This is a genomic window from Paenibacillus sp. IHBB 3054 (genome assembly GCF_051594305.1).
In the GTDB taxonomy this organism is placed as follows: Bacteria; Bacillota; Bacilli; order Paenibacillales; family Paenibacillaceae; genus Paenibacillus_AQ.
In genome coordinates, this window is sequence record NZ_JBOFBG010000001.1 from 696,108 (window position 1) to 711,903 (window position 15,796).

General features: G+C 48.2%; 15 protein-coding genes and 1 pseudogene. 7 read left to right on the top strand and 9 right to left on the bottom strand.

Annotation, left to right across the window (positions count from 1 at the left end):
• Positions 1-13 precede the first annotated feature (13 nt).
• From ACQ76X_RS03435 to ACQ76X_RS03445, 3 genes are all read left to right on the top strand, one after another.
• Complete coding sequence (locus ACQ76X_RS03435; RefSeq protein WP_038595159.1) at positions 14-214, top strand: hypothetical protein; 201 nt, start codon at positions 14-16, stop codon at positions 212-214.
• A 104-nt stretch (positions 215-318) separates the two neighbouring features.
• The gene (locus ACQ76X_RS03440) at positions 319-1,434 is read left to right on the top strand and encodes a C45 family autoproteolytic acyltransferase/hydolase (protein WP_438491512.1); all 1,116 of its coding nucleotides are present in this window, start codon (positions 319-321) and stop codon (positions 1,432-1,434) included.
• Between the two features lie 20 nt (positions 1,435-1,454).
• Complete coding sequence (locus tag ACQ76X_RS03445; protein WP_438491514.1) at positions 1,455-2,330, top strand: AraC family transcriptional regulator; 876 nt, start codon at positions 1,455-1,457, stop codon at positions 2,328-2,330.
• Here ACQ76X_RS03445 and ACQ76X_RS03450 read toward each other — a convergent pair.
• Complete coding sequence (locus ACQ76X_RS03450; protein ID WP_438491516.1) at positions 2,312-3,325, bottom strand: serine hydrolase domain-containing protein; 1,014 nt, start codon at positions 3,323-3,325, stop codon at positions 2,312-2,314. The genes ACQ76X_RS03445 and ACQ76X_RS03450 overlap by 19 nt on opposite strands.
• Positions 3,326-3,351: 26 nt before the next feature.
• Positions 3,352-4,176 carry a MerR family transcriptional regulator gene (locus ACQ76X_RS03455; RefSeq protein ID WP_438491612.1) on the bottom strand — a complete coding sequence of 275 codons (825 nt, stop codon included), beginning with the start codon at positions 4,174-4,176 and terminating at the stop codon, positions 3,352-3,354.
• Between the two features lie 250 nt (positions 4,177-4,426).
• Between ACQ76X_RS03455 and ACQ76X_RS03460 the strand changes: the two genes are divergently transcribed.
• Positions 4,427-5,020 carry a hypothetical protein gene (locus tag ACQ76X_RS03460; protein WP_438491518.1) on the top strand — a complete coding sequence of 198 codons (594 nt, stop codon included), beginning with the start codon at positions 4,427-4,429 and terminating at the stop codon, positions 5,018-5,020.
• 38 nt (positions 5,021-5,058) lie between these two features.
• Here ACQ76X_RS03460 and uxaC read toward each other — a convergent pair whose 3' ends face one another.
• Genes uxaC through uxuA form a run of 3 tightly spaced genes read right to left on the bottom strand, consistent with a single transcriptional unit; the run spans position 5,059 to position 9,165 of the window.
• On the bottom strand, positions 5,059-6,462 hold the full coding sequence (gene uxaC, locus ACQ76X_RS03465; RefSeq protein WP_438491520.1) for a glucuronate isomerase: 1,404 nt from the start codon (positions 6,460-6,462) through the stop codon (positions 5,059-5,061).
• A gap of 18 nt (positions 6,463-6,480) precedes the next feature.
• Positions 6,481-8,088, bottom strand: a complete 1,608-nt coding sequence (locus ACQ76X_RS03470; protein WP_438491522.1) for a mannitol dehydrogenase family protein — start codon at positions 8,086-8,088, stop codon at positions 6,481-6,483.
• Positions 8,089-9,165, bottom strand: a complete 1,077-nt coding sequence (gene uxuA / locus ACQ76X_RS03475; RefSeq protein WP_438491524.1) for a mannonate dehydratase — start codon at positions 9,163-9,165, stop codon at positions 8,089-8,091. It abuts the gene before it with no gap.
• 173 nt (positions 9,166-9,338) lie between these two features.
• Here uxuA and ACQ76X_RS03480 point away from each other — a divergent pair, with 173 nt between their 5' ends.
• A complete protein-coding gene (locus tag ACQ76X_RS03480) occupies positions 9,339-9,992 on the top strand; it encodes a GntR family transcriptional regulator (RefSeq protein ID WP_038595176.1) in 654 nt (217 codons plus the stop codon).
• Positions 9,993-10,096: 104 nt separating this feature from the next.
• Here the strand turns inward: ACQ76X_RS03480 and ACQ76X_RS03485 are convergent, their stop codons facing one another.
• The 3 genes from ACQ76X_RS03485 to ACQ76X_RS03495 all read right to left on the bottom strand — a co-directional run bounded on the left by ACQ76X_RS03485 (position 10,097) and on the right by ACQ76X_RS03495 (position 13,224).
• Complete coding sequence (locus tag ACQ76X_RS03485; RefSeq protein ID WP_438491526.1) at positions 10,097-11,176, bottom strand: LCP family protein; 1,080 nt, start codon at positions 11,174-11,176, stop codon at positions 10,097-10,099.
• A gap of 225 nt (positions 11,177-11,401) precedes the next feature.
• On the bottom strand, positions 11,402-12,421 hold the full coding sequence (locus ACQ76X_RS03490; RefSeq protein ID WP_438491528.1) for a Gfo/Idh/MocA family protein: 1,020 nt from the start codon (positions 12,419-12,421) through the stop codon (positions 11,402-11,404).
• Between the two features lie 29 nt (positions 12,422-12,450).
• Complete coding sequence (locus ACQ76X_RS03495; protein WP_438491530.1) at positions 12,451-13,224, bottom strand: sugar phosphate isomerase/epimerase family protein; 774 nt, start codon at positions 13,222-13,224, stop codon at positions 12,451-12,453.
• Between the two features lie 139 nt (positions 13,225-13,363).
• On the opposite strand from ACQ76X_RS03495, the gene ACQ76X_RS03500 reads away from it, so the two are divergent.
• Entirely contained in the window at positions 13,364-14,149 is a 786-nt protein-coding gene (locus ACQ76X_RS03500) for an AraC family transcriptional regulator (protein WP_438491532.1), read from the top strand.
• A gap of 315 nt (positions 14,150-14,464) precedes the next feature.
• Positions 14,465-14,735: pseudogene (locus tag ACQ76X_RS03505) on the top strand (transposase); the annotation flags it as partial.
• A gap of 197 nt (positions 14,736-14,932) precedes the next feature.
• Here ACQ76X_RS03505 and ACQ76X_RS03510 read toward each other — a convergent pair.
• Positions 14,933-15,688 carry a YheC/YheD family protein gene (locus tag ACQ76X_RS03510; protein ID WP_340897147.1) on the bottom strand — a complete coding sequence of 252 codons (756 nt, stop codon included), beginning with the start codon at positions 15,686-15,688 and terminating at the stop codon, positions 14,933-14,935.
• Positions 15,689-15,796: the final 108 nt, after the last annotated feature.

Below are 15,796 nucleotides of genomic sequence, written 5' to 3' on the forward strand. Positions count from 1 at the left end.
CGGTGATTAATCCATGACCCATAACCAAGAATTCAAAGTCTATATCATAACCTCCAGCGATATCCTGCGCTTCTTTGTCATCGAAATTATCCTCGGGACTGTAACCTATTCTATAGCGTTGAAGCTTTTCCACAATGTAATCCTGGCAAGTGCCGGAGGATGGGCCGGCACGGAAGGAATCAAGCGGCTGAACACTTTACGGAAATTCCTGTAACAGCTAAGAGCAAGCTGAAACAGTATCATGCAAAAAACCTAAAACAGCAGAAAATATCAAAATTAATTATTTCCTTTCTTGTAAAGTAAAACAGGAAAGGTAAGGTGACTATTTTGAAAAAAACCACGGCGTATTATAAAACCTTTGAAGGAGACAGTTATCAAATTGGCGTATTGCTTGGTAAATGGGCGTTGTCCAAACCGGAAATGCTCAAAGCTATGTTACTCCCCCTAAATGTGTACCCTCAAAAGAAATTACAGGAAATCACAGTACTACTGGATCAATATTGCAGCGGTATTAATGAAGAAATACAAGGATTCGCAGATACCGTTGGTATTGAACGCGGTCAAGCATTGTTTTATGCTATGACCTATTTAGAACGCGGATGCAGCTTGTTTGCGGCAATGCCTGCCAAAACACGGGACGGACATACTATCCTCGCGAGGAATTATGAGTTCTCCGATGTGATGGAGGAGCTTTGCTTTAGCTATACTCAAACAGCTGGTAAATACAAGCATCTCGGCTCTATGATTAACCTATTTGGTCGCGGCGATGGGATGAATGAATGTGGCCTTGCCGTTGCCCAAGCCTCCTGCGGAATGCCTGTAGGTAATTTTGAGGGCGGACAGAAGGCGGAAGTAAGCGGACTGCAGTTCTGGGCTGTAATTCGCGGAATTTTGGAAAATTGCCAAAACGTTAAGGAAGCAGTTAATTATTGCATGGAGGTTCCCATCGGGTACAACATGAATTTGATGCTTGCCGATAAAAGTGGTGAAATAGCCTTGTTTGAATGTATTGATGGACACAAAGCGAATAAGTTACTGGATGGCCAAACAGAAGAATCTTTTTTAAGTGCTACCAATCACGCAGTACTTACTGAGCTAAAGTCCTTTGAGAAAGTGATCCTAGAAAATTCCATGATTAGAAACGACCTTATTGTCCACTTTAGCCACGCAAGGGAAAAATTCACGAAAACAGATATAAAACAATTGCTATCTTCACCCTATCCAAATGGGTTATGCTGCCACTACTACGGAGACTTTTTCGGCACACTGCGTTCTATGATTTTTGATGTAACAGCAGGACAAGTGGAAATGACCTTTGGTTCCCCACAGCAGAATGATTGGCAGTTGTTTACTTTCGCTTCACAGAAGGATATGGAATTTTCTGTACAGCTTCCTTACGAACAGACACCGAAAAACTTTTATAATATTTTATAATTTGAGAAAGAGAGGCTGCTATGGACTATAGGATGCAATTGGAAAAAGCATTGGTTTTTATTGAAAGCAATCTAAATAACGCTATCTCCGTTACTGATGTTGCTAAAGCAGCCTCCTATTCGTATTATCATTTTCATCGTTTTTTTCAAGCAATGATGGGAGAAACCGCTGGAAGTTATATACGCTCCAGAAGGCTGACACAGGCCGCTAAGGAATTGCTGTATACTAATAAAAGGATTTTAGATATTGCGATTTCTTTGCAGTTTGAATCACATGAAGCTTTCAGCCGGGCCTTTAAATCCCAGTATCATATGACACCGAATCAATACCGCAAAAACCGTGTAGAGACCATCCTTGGCAGCCACAGAGAAATCACTAAACCTGAAATACAGCATCGGTGTAATTCTATTACGCGGCGGCCGCAAATTGTCGATGTTGAACCCAAACAGCTCGTTGGCATACGATTTCAAACTAGTGTTGCAAACAATCAAAGCGTTAGCAAGTGGGAATATTTCCAGTCTCGGGTTCATGAAATCCATCATGCGCTTCCTGACTCCTGCCGTTATGGCATCTTTGAGTCTGCACAGGACTGTACATTTGATTCGTTCAGTGAGCAGAGCCAAACAAATGAGTTTATCGGAATAGAAGTAAACGATACAAGCCTTGCTCCAGATAAAATGTGTTATAAAAAATTTCCCGGAGGAAAATACGCACGATTCACACACACTGGAAAGGTACACTCATTGTTTCAAAGCTATCAATATATCTGGGGAACTTGGCTGTCTGCAAGCAATGTAGAACTGGCTGCCAGGGATGATTTCGAATGCTATTCTGAACGGTTTCTAGGCGCGGATAACCCCGAGTCTCAGATTGATATTTATTTTCCGATTAAATAATGAATCAGTGTCCACCGATCCCGAGGATTCATCATGAATTCTGATGCGATGGCTACGACTAGATCTTTTTCTGGAATACAGCAAATGACATTGCCGCCGTCTCCCATTGCTAAGTATGCGGAAATTCCATCTTCTTGGCGTAACCACCATAGGTAGCCGTACTTATTAGGGTTCATTGCTGTGGATTCGCGGGTCCATGCACCCGAAATAACCTCATGTTCGTCCCAAATGCCACGGTTCAGATATAGGAGACCAAAACGTGCCATATCACGGGGATTTAGTGTAAGTCCCCATCCTCCTGTGGAGTTGCCGTTCGGATCTGTAACCCATCCCTTCACATTTTTCCCGAATAGATCCTCAAAGCCGAATGATTTCATTTCATAATCCGGAATTTCTTTCATCCCGATGGGTTTAAATAAACGTTCGTTGGCAAACTCACGGGCACTTTTCCCTGTGCTGCGAGTGAGGATGGCGGAAAGCAGATGCGCCCCTGCGGTGGAATACTTAAAAGTACCAATACTTCCTTGTTGGCCGAGCAGATCCAAAGTGTATTTTACCCAGTCAGGCTGCATGCACATCTTGTCGATCGGTTCTTGCCAGTCCTCAAATGAATAGGGAGCCGTCATCGTGAGTAGATGGCGTATACTGACTTCTTGTTTCTGCTTATCAGCCGCACCTTGAGCATATTCGGGGAAAAAATCGAGCACCTTCTGGTCTACATTGCGAATATATCCTGCATCTATGGCAATGCCAACGAGAGCAGATATGACACTTTTCGTTACAGAGGCTACATGGTGCGTATCCTCCGGGCCATAGCCGTTATAATAGCTTTCATAAGCCATGTATCCATTTCTCACAACAACAATACCGTTTATATTGCTGTACTCTGATTTTATGATTGGATCAAGCGCTGTTAGCTTCTCAGCATCCTTCCTCAAGGTTGCCGGGTCTGGGGCTTGCAGCCATTCTGAAGTGGGCCAGTAGTTTCTTTGCATGATAGACACCTCTCTACAAGACGTTTTTAAATTTTCTTTACAGGAAAATATATCTCGGTAACGTGATCCTCAGGACCGGTGCCTTGATAAGGGTCGGTTACATAAATTTCATAGGGTGATTTAACCATTACATAGCCCTCATTCTCTATCCATTCCCTCAGCTTGGCATAGACCGAAGTCAATTCCGAATATGATCCCTTTAAAACAGACTTCGCACACAGGCCTCCAGGCAGATTACGCGTTCCGTTTACCGTTTCTTTTACCGGGATGGCAAACTCGATATCATTGCTGGCCGGATTGTATTCAGCGCTGTGATAAATTGTCATTGGTGTACCCAGCGAGGTGAGTTTTTCAGTCGCAATCTTCTCATATAACCTGCTAAAATACTTTCCGTATCCAAAAGCATAGTCATCCCTGCTCATCATCTGACGCATATAAAGCATATTCATTGGCCGGGTTTCAACATGTTGCACTTCGATATCGTCCATATAGGACATAATCGGCAGGCCCTTCTCTACATTTAAAATATCGTTGCTTATTTGGTGTAGTGTTTGTTCAAAAGCTTTCAGCTTGTCCTGTATTTCTCTTTTCTTGCGATCCAGGGCAGAACGAAGCTTCTCATCGGATTGATCCTCTTCCCAGTCCAGAAGAGCTTTGATTTCTTCCAGAGAAAAATGATAGGATTTCAAACGGTTGATAAAGAGCATCTTTTTAAGCTGCCTGATAGAATAATACCTATAGCCATTTTCCGGATTAATCTCATCAGGTTTAATTAATCCCATTTCATCATAATATCGGAGCGTTTTTGTAGATACTTCGCATATCTTCGAGAAGTCTCCAATCGACAGCAAGCCGTCCCCTCCATTCCTTGTATTTGTATCCACTATGCACCTTCCCCTAAGGGCAAAGTCAACTACAAAAATAGTTAAAGGCGCAGAGACCGGAATTAACGGCTTCTGCACCTTGTCAGCTTGATATATTGCTTGTACCAGAGGCACATGCCAGGGCTGTCTCCCTGAATCCGCAGGAATTTGCACATCATATGAAATGCAACCTTTTGACCACTGGGAACGTTTGGTAGGTAATCCGGAGGTGTTCCTTATGAGAAAAGCAGCCTTGCTCGTTCTGCTGTTCACTCTGTTCCTGCCCGCCCCAAGCACATCAGCCTTATCTTGTGTACAACTGCTTTCCATGGAAGCGGCCTATGATACATACGATGGAGTTGTCATTGGACATGTGGAGGATGTCGTGCAAACCAGCCACAACAACCAGATCCATATGACTATAGTACGTAGTTTCAAAGCGATCACAGAACCTTCCCTCCTTGTTGACGAAAATATGGCTTGGGGTGCGATGAACGGCCCCAGCGAAGAAGGCAGAGATTATCTTTTTTTCCTGAAGCAAAAGGACGGCAAGTGGGAAAATCCGTTATGTTCCCCTTCCGTAAAGATTTCCGACGCCTACGTAGACCTGGAGTTTCTGAAGGATAAAGAGATCAGCTTTTCCCCATCACCCAGTCCTGCCCTGAGTCCAGCCGCTGAAAGTCCTTCGGCTGCAAGTGCCGCCAATGCCGGTGCTGAACCAGCAGCCGGACAAGCTGGAGACAGCCGACACCTCTGGATTGCTGCGGGGATAGCAGGTGTGGGCCTCATTACCGGCTTGTTTCTTCTGTGCTATTTCAAGCGGAACAAGTAGCCTTTTGCAGTTCTTCGACTGTAAAATTATTATCTTTATCAGGTTAATTCAAAATAGCGGTTGGCATTATGGTAGCAAATATCCTGAACGATGCCTCCCAGGAATGCAAGATCCTGCGGGGCCTCCCCACTGGTCACCCAGCCGCCGATATGGTTGCACAGAATCCGGCGGAAATACTCATGACGTGTATAGGACAGGAAAGACCTCGAGTCTGTCAGCATCCCTACAAAGCAGCTTAGCAGCCCCAGATTAGATAAGGAAGTAATTTGCTTGATCATTCCGTCCTTCTGGTCGTTGTACCACCAGCCGGAGCCGAATTGAATCTTCCCTTTGACTCCTTCGCCTTGGAAAGACCCCGCCATCGCAGCCAGCACATCATTCTGCACTGCATTCAAATTGTAGAGAATGGTCCGGGGAAGCTCGCCGGTCCGGTCCAGCCTGTCGAGCAGCTTGTATAAGTTGTCCGCGTAGCTGACGTCACCAATGATGTCGAAGCCCGTGTCTGGACCAAGCTCCCGGAACATGCGTGTGTTCGGATTGCGGATCGCTCCGATATGCAGCTGCATCGCCCAGTCGTGGGCGGCATATTTGCGGCCCATGGCTAAGAACAACGCTGTTGCGTACTGATCGCATTCCAGTCTGCTCAAGGTCTCGCCGCTCAGCCGCTTGCTGAAGATCGCCTCCAGTACAGATGGCGGCGCCTCAGCATAAGGAAGGTGTGAGAAGCCATGGTCAGAGATCATACAGCCATGCTGGTCAAAGTATTCAATTCGCTCCAGCAGCGCGCGTTCCATCAGTTCATAGGAAGTGATGGCATACCCTACGGTCTGCTCTAGGTTTGCTACATAACCCGGAAAGGACTCCGCTTCAATCAGCAGTGCCTTATCCGGCCGGAAGGTCGGCGTTACCCCGGTCTTGAACTCTTTGTCTCCGGCAATCTGCTCATGGTACCGCAGATCATCCACTGGATCATCCGTCGTGCAGATCCATTTCACCTTGGAACGGGTAATCAGCCCCCGGGCCGTGAAACCGTCCTGGGCAATCAAGGTGTTGCAATGGTCATATATCTTCCGCCAGTTGTCCTGACTCAGCTGCTCCTCTACGCCAAAGTAAGCTTTCAGCTCCAGCGCCGACCAATGGTACAGCGGGTTGCCGACAGTATAGGGAAGCACCTCGCTCCACTTGGAAAACTTTTCTTCATCAGAGGCATTGCCGGTAATATATCTCTCTTCGATCCCGAATGTTCTCAGCGCACGCCATTTATAGTGGTCTCCACCCAGCCAGACCTCGGCAATATTATTGAAGCGTTTATTGTCGGCAATGGCTTTCGGGTCCAGATGGCAGTGATAGTCGATAATAGGCAGAGCTTCCGCATACTCATGATAGAGTATCCGGGCCTCCTCTGACTGCAACAGAAAATCCTCATGAATAAAAGGCTTCATCCTTATGCTCCTTTACCCTTATTTCAGGTATTTCTCCAATGTGCTCCGCACAGCTCCCGGGCCGGCCAGCATTTCAAGGAACATACCCTCAATCTTCTCCCCAAGGCCGATGTCATAGAGCCGGACACCAAAGAGCTGCTCGTCTTTAAGAATTGGCCGCATATTTGCCGCTTTATCTCCGAGTGAAATTCCCTGCAAATGTCCTTGCAGCGCCTCAAGCAGCGGGTCCGGACTCAATGTGAAAGGTTTGCCTTCATCATCTACTCCAAGCAGATAGCGGCACCAGACGGCAATCGCCAGCGGGATGGCTGTCAGCTGCGCCGGATCAAGATCCTCCCGGCGGATATACGATTTAATGGTTTCTCCAAACCGTATGCCCACCTTCTGTGAGGTATCGGTCGCGATCCGCTGCGGGGTATCGGGAATAAACGGATTGGCGAAGCGTTCTGTCAATACTTCGTCCAGGAACTGCTTTGGACTGAGAATTCCCGGATCCACTACGACCGGCAATCCCTCTTTGTAGCCGATGATTTCCACGAATTTACGCAGCGTATCATCCTTCATCTCATCGGCGATCAGGGTGTAGCCAAGCAGACAGCCGGATACGGCAAGCGCGGTATGCAGCGGATTGAGGCAGGTTGTTACCTTCATCGTCTCCACGTTGTTGACTGTATCGCGGTCGGTAAAGATAATCCCTGCTTCCTCCAGCGCCGGACGGCCATTCGTGAACTTGTCTTCAATCACCAGATATTCGCTGATCTCCGCGTTTACGAATGGGGCTGTATAGGTGTTCTTGGAAGTGACGATGACATCCATATCGCCGATTCCCTGTTCCAGCAGCGCCGCTTGGACCGTTTCGGACGGGCGCGGCGTAATTTTGTCGATCATAGACAGCGGGAAGGCGATTAACCGCTCGTCCTCCAGATAGGTCACAAACCCTTCTTCGACAAGTCCCTTGCCGGCCCACTCTTTGGCAATGGTCACGACACCGTTCTTCAGCTTATCGCCATTGTGGGAGCAGTTGTCCATGCTGACAAAGGTCATCGGGTATTGGCCCTTCAGGTAACGGCGGTAGGCCAGGGAAGCCACGATGCTCATTGCATGCACCGGCTGCTCCGGCCCGCCTACGATATCCTTTTCCACGATGCCGAGATACTGTCCGTTCGGGCCTGTCAGTGAGTAGCCCTTCTCCGTAATGGTGAAGCTAGCCATCTGCAGGCTGGGATTCTCGAACACCTCAGTCAGACGGCGGTAATCCGCTTCACGGTTCTTGTCGGCTGCAATTCCCTCAACAATGCTGCTGACGATCTTTTTCTGGAAATCACCGCGTGCGTTCATCAGCACGAGCAGTGTCAGATTGTCGTATGGCTTGTAGACCTTATCGATCATCTCAAAATCGAACGTTTCCGCCGCGATGATCCCGGTGTCCGCCTTGCCGCTGTCCAGCAGCTTCTGGTGGGCATTCGCCACGAATCCGCGGAAGATGTTGCCTGCACCGAAATGAATCCATTCCGGCTTCGCCTGTGTATTCTTCGCCACTTGATCAAAGTCAAAGCGCGGAAGCTCTACACCCGCAGCCTTCCAGGCTGCTTCATCAGAGATATTGCTTCGGCTTAAGCGCAGCATTTAGTTCGCCCCCTTGACATTGTCAAGACTGTCCCATACGCCAAGTAGATACATGATACCCAGGGCTCTGTCATACAAGCCGTAACCCGGACGGCAGTTCTTCTCTTCGCCCCAAAGATGCCGCCCGTGGTCCGGACGTACATAACCGGTATAACCGTTCTCATGATAGGCTTTGACGACTTCAGCCACATCCACACTGCCATCACGCCCGCGGTGCGACACCTCTATAAAGTCGCCGTTCTCAAACACCTTCACGTTGCGGATATGAGCAAAATGAATACGGTCATGAAACTCGCGGATCATCGCCGGCAGGTCGTTCTCCGGATTCGTGCCCAGCGATCCTGTGCAGAAGGTGAGACCGTTGTAGGGACTGTCCACCAAATCCAGGAATCTGCGGATCATTTCCCGGTTGCGGATAATGCGCGGCAAGCCAAAGATCGGCCAGGCCGGATCGTCGGGATGGATCGCCATCTTGATGTCTACTTCCTCGCATACCGGAATAATGCGTTCCAGGAAGTATTTGAGGTTCTCGAACAGTTTATCTTCCGTCACATCTGCATAGGCTGCGAACAGCTCATCCAGCTTCGCCAGCCGCTCCGGCTCCCAGCCCGGCATTGTGAATTGTCCGGCGCCTTTCAGAATCCGGTCCACCATCTCACGCGGATTATCGGTAATGGCAGCCTTTTCATAAAAGAGGGCATTGGAGCCGTCCGGCAATTCCTTGTACAGCTCTGTGCGGGTCCAGTCGAATACAGGCATGAAATTATAGCAGATGACTTTTACGCCCACTTTGGACAGTTTGCGGATCGTGTCGATATAAATATCGATATATTTATCACGGGACGGCAGGCCGATTTTGATATCATCATGAACGTTGACGCTCTCCACCACAGCAGTGCTGAAGCCTTTGGCAGTGATTTGATCCGCCACTTCCTGTATCCGTTCCATTTCCCACACTTCACCGGCTACTTTATCGTGCAAAGACCAGACGATACCCATAACCCCCGGAATCTGCCGGATATGGTCAAGCGTAATGTTGTCATTGCCTTCACCATACCATCTCCACGTCATGTTCATTGATAGAACCTCCTCTGATTTAACCTCTGGTATCTTGTATACAAGATTTCCTTGATCATAAAATACAGCCATTAAGTTGTCAATATCTCTTTCGAAAACATTATCGTTTACTTTAATAAACCGCTACAATGATGTATACTAGGTCTTAAAAACGACAATGGAGCAGGAGTACAATGTCAATTAAAGAAGAAATTATGAATTCGCTAAAGAACGAAATTCTTACCCTGACGCTGAAACCCGGTACCATTCTAAGTGAGACCGCCTTGTCCGAACGATTTCAGATATCAAGAACACCTTTACGCGATGTGCTGAAACAGCTCAGCCGGGAGTCCTACATTGATGTCTATCCCAAAAAGGGCAATCTGGTCTCTTATATTGACCTGGAGTCGGTCGAACAGATTATTTACCTGCGAAGCGTTCTGGAAAAAGAGATTATCAAATATCTGTCCACTCATCTTGTACTCAAAGGCGTACATGAACTGAAAGATATTTTGCAGCAGCAGAAAGCCGCCATCCATGAAGAATCGGCCACAGAGCAGTTTCTCCGCCTGGACGATGCATTCCACGCTGCCCTGTTCAGGTTAGCCGGCCGGGAGTTCCTGTGGAATCTGATTCAGCAGTCCAATGTGCATTATGAAAGATACCGCAGACTGCACATGCTGAGAACGGAGAAGCTGGAGGAGATCTGGAATGAGCATCAGCGTATCCTTGAATACATGATGCAAAAGGAAACCGAGTCCATTGATGCGTTGATTCATCACCATCTGCGGGAGGATATCAATTCGCTATACCTGCAGGAGAACTTCTCGGAGTACATCAGAGCATAAATGAAAAAGGGCTGTCTCCACAGTAGAAACATCTACTGTGGAGACAGCTCTTTATTGTTCGTACATGGACCAAGCATAGTGAAACCTATGTATCGTGCTCCAGCCTAATCCGTAATTCCAAAATCATGAAGCAGCTGCTGCTTGTCGAGCGCAGGCAGACCCAGCGGTTCGCGAAATTTCTGCAGCTTCACCAGCAGATCCTCTTCTTTGGCATAGACATAAGGGCTCTTCCAGACCGAATCCAGTGTAATGAGCTCACTGGATGAAGGCTTCATGGATTTATAATTCAGAATCCAGTTACGCAGCTGAACTTTGTCGATATCGGTACGGATATTCTCCCCCAGGATGTCGATGATATCTCCCAGCTGAGCGATCCCGTTAACGGAATCCAGCTTGCCCAAAATCAGGTTCAAGACCTCCTGCTGCCGCTCGTTGCGGGATATATCTGAGGATTCTGCCGTTCCCCGGTTCGATTTGCGGTAACGGACGAAATCCAGCACTTCCTTGCCGCTCAAATGCTGCATCCCTTTAGTCAGATTAATGTTCGTTCCGTCCGCATTATCTACATAACGCATATTCATCGGCACATCGATATCCAGTCCGCCAAGCTCATCCACTATGCTGCTGAACGCCTCAAAATTAACCAGAATCATATGGTCAATGTCGATCTGCAGAATGCTGCTGTAGAACTCCTTGGTCTTGCTTAGATCCTCACCTTTGTTATGTGAATAATAATAAGCGTAATAATAATTAGCCTTATGCGTCCCGATATCGCTGCTCGTGATCTTCATGTCACGGGGGATGGACAGGATGGACAGCTTTTTGCTCACAGGCTCATAGACCACCGGCATCAGCACATCCGTATTCAGCGTCCCTCCGCTGCCGCTCCTGTTGTCCACACCGGCGAGTAAGAACGTGAGCGGTTTATTCTCATCCACGGCATCCGCAGCATCAGCCTCGGCCGAAGCTCCAGGCATAGGCGATGCAGGACTTGCCGTTTCACTGGGAGTCGTTCCCGATGCCGAAATCCGGTCAAGTGCCCGTTCAGCCTTATAATACAAAGTTCCTGCATAAACAGCTCCAGCGATCAGACACGTACCCAGCACAGCGGTCACGCTAAGCAGCGTTTTCCGGTTACGTGCTTTGCTGCGCTGCGCTTTCCTTCTCTTGCTTCGTTCTTGCATTCCCTTCCTCCTGTTTACTCTCATTAGTATAAGGAATTATAGCATAGACCGGTGTTAATGCTCAAAAAATGGCAGAGATCAAGCTGACCGCTTGAGCCTTTCACAAAATACTCTTTACAGTCAAGTTGCTGATTAAATAGCCTTCCGGCTGATAAAAACCGCAGCCAAGCCGGCTGCGGTTTCCATCATTTGTAACCTGAACTATTTGCTTATGTGTGAAAATAATTACAGCTTGACCATTTGCCCCGTTTTCTGAGATTCGAATGCAGCCAAAATAACTTTCAGGGATCTGAGACCTTCTTCCCCAGAGATCGCAGGAGGCGTTTCCGTTACGATGGATTTCACGAAATCATCAATGACACCACTCGGCACTTGTTTTTCATTGGTCGCCATAGCGCCCACTTTGTAGGTCTCGACCGTACCATTCGTAAGCTCCACGATCACTTCGTCACCCTCTACAGTACCAATCTTCATCACACCATGCTCGCACCATAACACGGTACTGTTGTCTCCGCCTCTGTATTGTGTCCAGCTGGCAACCAGTGTTCCGATGGCGCCGCTCTTCATACGCAGGATGCAGGCTGCGTTATCATCGACTTTCGTGCCTTCTTTGTGCAAAGTGCTGATAAAGCCGGCAACTTCGGATACTTCGTCGTTCAGCAAATAACGGATAAAGTCTGATTTGTGTACGCCCAGGTCGCCCATCGCGCCCATGATTGCTTCTTCTTTGCGGAAAAACCAGCTGTCTGCACCGTCTACACTCCAGCCCTCCGGACCCGGGTGCCCAAAGGACGTGCGGAATGTAAGCACTCTGCCCAGTTTGCCAGAGTCGAGAATTTCTTTGGCCTTCACATGAGGCGGCATCAGACGCTGATTGTGTCCAACCATCAGGTACACTCCGTTTTTACGGGCAGCTTCGATCATTTGCTCACCTTCTTCAGCGGAGCAAGCCATGGGTTTTTCCACCAGAACATGTTTTCCGGCATTGGCAGCCGCAATAGCCATTGAAGCATGCAGGTAGTTCGGCGTACATACGCTGACCGCATCCACTTCTTCATTAGCCAGTAATTCCTCGTAGCTGGCATAACCTTTGCCGCCATAGGTTTCGGCCATTTTCTCAGCGCGCTCCATGATAGGATCTGCAAAAGCAACCAGCTCTACGTGTTCACTCGCTGCATACTCTGGAATATGTCTGCGCTCGGCGATAGCGCCGCAGCCGAATACAGCAACTTTGATTTTTTTCATGTTAAATAGCTCCTTTAAGCAATGGATTATTATTGGTTTAAATAGTTTTGTTTGAGCCAGCTATAGCTGTTCGATATACTTTCAAGCGGCGGGTTCTGACAGACATCCTGCTCCACGATCAGCCATTGCACCCCCGCTTTCGCTGAGGCCTCAATAACCGCCGGCAGATTAACGGAACCTTGTCCCAATTCAAGCGTTATCATCTGACCCTGCTCGTCTGTACTGAAATCCTTCAGATGGAGAAGCGGCAGACGTCCGGCATATTTGTGGATATACTCGATCGGATGCTGTCCAGCGAATTGAACCCAGCACACATCCATTTCCACTTGAACCGCAGCCGGTGTGGTTTGCATAAACATGCCATCAAATGCGTTATGTTCTCCGGCCTGTCCTATAAATTCAAAATCATGGTTGTGGTAACCAAAGATCAATCCCTGCTTACTGACTTCAGTTCCTATTTCCTGCAGCTCGGAGAACAATTTGCTCCACTCCTCACTGCTTTGAGGACGATCCTCGGGCATTAGAAAAGGACAGATCATATACGCTGCACCGATAGTTTTGAGGTAATCAATCTCTTTTTGCAGATCCTTACGCATGGCTTCCAGCGAAACATGACTGCTGAATCCTTTGAGACCCAGTTCATCAAGCAGCGACTTCATTTGTTCAGCGGGAATATCTCCATACCCGGCAAATTCAACGCCTTGATAACCAAGCTCCGCCACCTTCCGGAGTGTTCCTTCGAAATCCAAAGCGGTTAGATCACGGAGCGTGTACAGCTGCAACCCGATATTGATTTTGTTCATGATAACAAACACCTCTGTCTACTTAAAATTTTATTGTTCTCTCTGGTATCATTCTAGTGGAATACAGACTAAAATGAACATATACAATATCGACAGAACATGAACTATTTGCTCTGAATTCGTTGGGAGGGTCATATTCGTGGACACGTCTCTGCTCATCTGCGATCACTCATATCACTATAAGTCGTTTAACCACAATCTAAAGGGCGGATTACAGAATTACCTGTTCCGGCTGCAAACCGAAGGTTCCTGTGAAGTGACTTCACACGGCAAAGAGTACACCCTGAGCGGCGGTGATCTGCTGCTGCTCCGGCCAGGCGACGATTACCAGCTAACAGTGAAGGAACCGGATCATAAGGGACGCCTGTCCAGCGGAGACTATTATCTGTTCTGCGAAGGCCCATGGATTGACACCTGGTGGAAACGGAGGAACCGTCCGGTAGCTAACCGGATTGGCCTTGATGACAAGCTGATTGGCTTATGGCGCAACCTGCTGCTGGAGAAACGGCGCGGTTCGCTTGAAGAGGATGCAGAGCTGAAGGATGTGCTGCTGCGCAGCCTCTGCCTGTATATTGACAGAGCGATTACCGAAAATGTACAGGCGGACCGGAAGGGTACGGCAACCCTAAAGCTCAAGCGGTTCATTGAAGAGCATGCCACGGTCACCTTTAAGCTTGAGGAAGCTGCCAGCTATGCCGGTCTTAGCCTGTCGCGGGCAGTAAGGCTGTTCAAGGAGCATTATGGAAAAACCATGATTCAATATGCGATTGAGATCCGGCTCAAAGCTGCTGTAGAGCAGATCAAATACAGTGAATTGACGCTGGAGCATATTGCCGAAACTTGCGGCTTCGCCAGCTACTCTTATTTTCATCGTGTGTTCCGGGCTCACTTCGGCGTCTCTCCGTTAGAATACCGTTTGAAATGAGATAGAGCCGCCGGTGGGCATCACGAGCGAGGACACCCTGCTGTTCTGCACGTCGCCCGCCAGACCCCCCTCATTTTTTTGAGCAGGATCAACGAGAGCACTTGGGTGGACGCTCCGCGAACGGACCGTTGTTCCAATCGCTGTTGTCCCCAGATTTTTTTAATTCTCCTTAGCGGTGAAAATCCGGGGACAAAGGCGACCGCTACCGCTTTTCCACAATCAGTCCGTCCTCTCCGCTGTTTAAGCAGAAAAAGTTTCTGCAATCTTTTAAAAACGCAAAAAAAGAAGCAATTTCTTTGTACATGCCTATCTGATCGAAAACGTCATTACCTTAGCCCAAGTTGAGACGGTTGCGCACTGAGGAACGTTGTACAAAAAGCATCAGGGAATCGGGAAGTGGTCGTCAGTTTGGAACGATTACGGTACCAGAAGCAGCACGAAAAATACTACAGAGTGAGGACGGTTCGCCTTGGCCGTGCGCCGGATGACGAAACCGGAGTGTGTGTTTGGACAACTGAAGAACAACCGGGGCTTCCGGGGATTTCTGCTTCGCGGCATAAAAAAAGTGACGCTTGAGGCCATTTGACTTTCGCTTGCTCATAACTTGCTGAAGTAAGCGACAATAGAGCAAAAACTAAGAGCAGGATTTTCCAATAACGGGAGAATCGCTGCTCTGTTCACTTTTTGTGGATTTTTACAAAGAAGAAGGCTGGCCCTGGTCATAGAAAATCGAGTTTTGGGCCTTCCCTGCTAACGGCAGCGGGTACTCCTCATGCGCAAGCTTTATTTCCCCATGTAAAAACGCCGGTATCTCATTACTCTTTTATACATGGATTTATCCTTAAGCTGATTAAAGATATAGGGATCGGGATTCATGTTCACTTCAATAATCCATGGCGTCAGCGACCGGTCCAAACCGACATCTACGCCAATTTGCCGAATCCGGGGGTAGGTTTTCTGCATATGAGCCGCCATGCGGGTACCCAGTCTATTTAATTCCTCTGTCAGCTGCGCAAGCCTGCGCTCCGAAAGATGGGTCGAGAGCAATTTCTCAATCGCCATGGGTTTGCCGCCGCTGTGGTAATTCGTCACTATTTTGCCCGGATGCCCGAGCCGTCCGATAATCCCGGTAGCTTCCCATACGCCCTTGGGGCTTAACTGTACCATCACCCGGATATCAAAGCGCCGCCGGTTATGCTTCAGCAGGTGAATCCCTTTCTGAATTAAATAACTCCTGCCGCCAGTCTTCTTCGCCAGACTTTTGTGAAAGGCCTCAAAGCTGTCGAAATGACGGACGGTTTCTTCATACTGGTAAGTAAAGCCCTGCCGTTCCCCCCGCTCCGCGCGGATGACCCCGTTGCCATAGGTTCCCCGTTCTGGCTTGACATAGATCATTCCATAGCTGTGGATCATCTGCTCCAGATTACGTTTGCTGAACTTCCGGGTGTCCGGAATAAAGGGCCTGATCGAAGCGTTGCGCAGCAGCAATTTGGTCTTGAGCCATTTGCTCTGCGGTAAGTTAGCGTGTTTTGCCTTCACTCATGCACTCTCCTGTCTGAGAAGGGATGAATCCCCTCCCTGATTTACATAGTCACTGCATCCTATGCAGAAGAGGCCCCGGCTGAATTAAGCATCTATCCCGTACGG

Excerpts from the sequence above, each read along its gene's own strand:
- ACQ76X_RS03435 (WP_038595159.1), top strand. The coding sequence starts at position 14 with ATGACCCATAACCAAGAATTCAAAGTCTATATCATAACCTCCAGCGAT.
- ACQ76X_RS03445 (WP_438491514.1), top strand. The coding sequence starts at position 1,455 with ATGGACTATAGGATGCAATTGGAAAAAGCATTGGTTTTTATTGAAAGC.
- ACQ76X_RS03450 (WP_438491516.1), bottom strand. The coding sequence starts at position 3,325 with ATGCAAAGAAACTACTGGCCCACTTCAGAATGGCTGCAAGCCCCAGAC.
- ACQ76X_RS03460 (WP_438491518.1), top strand. The coding sequence starts at position 4,427 with ATGAGAAAAGCAGCCTTGCTCGTTCTGCTGTTCACTCTGTTCCTGCCC.
- uxaC (WP_438491520.1), bottom strand. The coding sequence starts at position 6,462 with ATGAAGCCTTTTATTCATGAGGATTTTCTGTTGCAGTCAGAGGAGGCC.
- ACQ76X_RS03470 (WP_438491522.1), bottom strand. The coding sequence starts at position 8,088 with ATGCTGCGCTTAAGCCGAAGCAATATCTCTGATGAAGCAGCCTGGAAG.
- uxuA (WP_438491524.1), bottom strand. The coding sequence starts at position 9,165 with ATGAACATGACGTGGAGATGGTATGGTGAAGGCAATGACAACATTACG.
- ACQ76X_RS03480 (WP_038595176.1), top strand. The coding sequence starts at position 9,339 with ATGTCAATTAAAGAAGAAATTATGAATTCGCTAAAGAACGAAATTCTT.
- ACQ76X_RS03485 (WP_438491526.1), bottom strand. The coding sequence starts at position 11,176 with ATGCAAGAACGAAGCAAGAGAAGGAAAGCGCAGCGCAGCAAAGCACGT.
- ACQ76X_RS03490 (WP_438491528.1), bottom strand. The coding sequence starts at position 12,421 with ATGAAAAAAATCAAAGTTGCTGTATTCGGCTGCGGCGCTATCGCCGAG.
- ACQ76X_RS03495 (WP_438491530.1), bottom strand. The coding sequence starts at position 13,224 with ATGAACAAAATCAATATCGGGTTGCAGCTGTACACGCTCCGTGATCTA.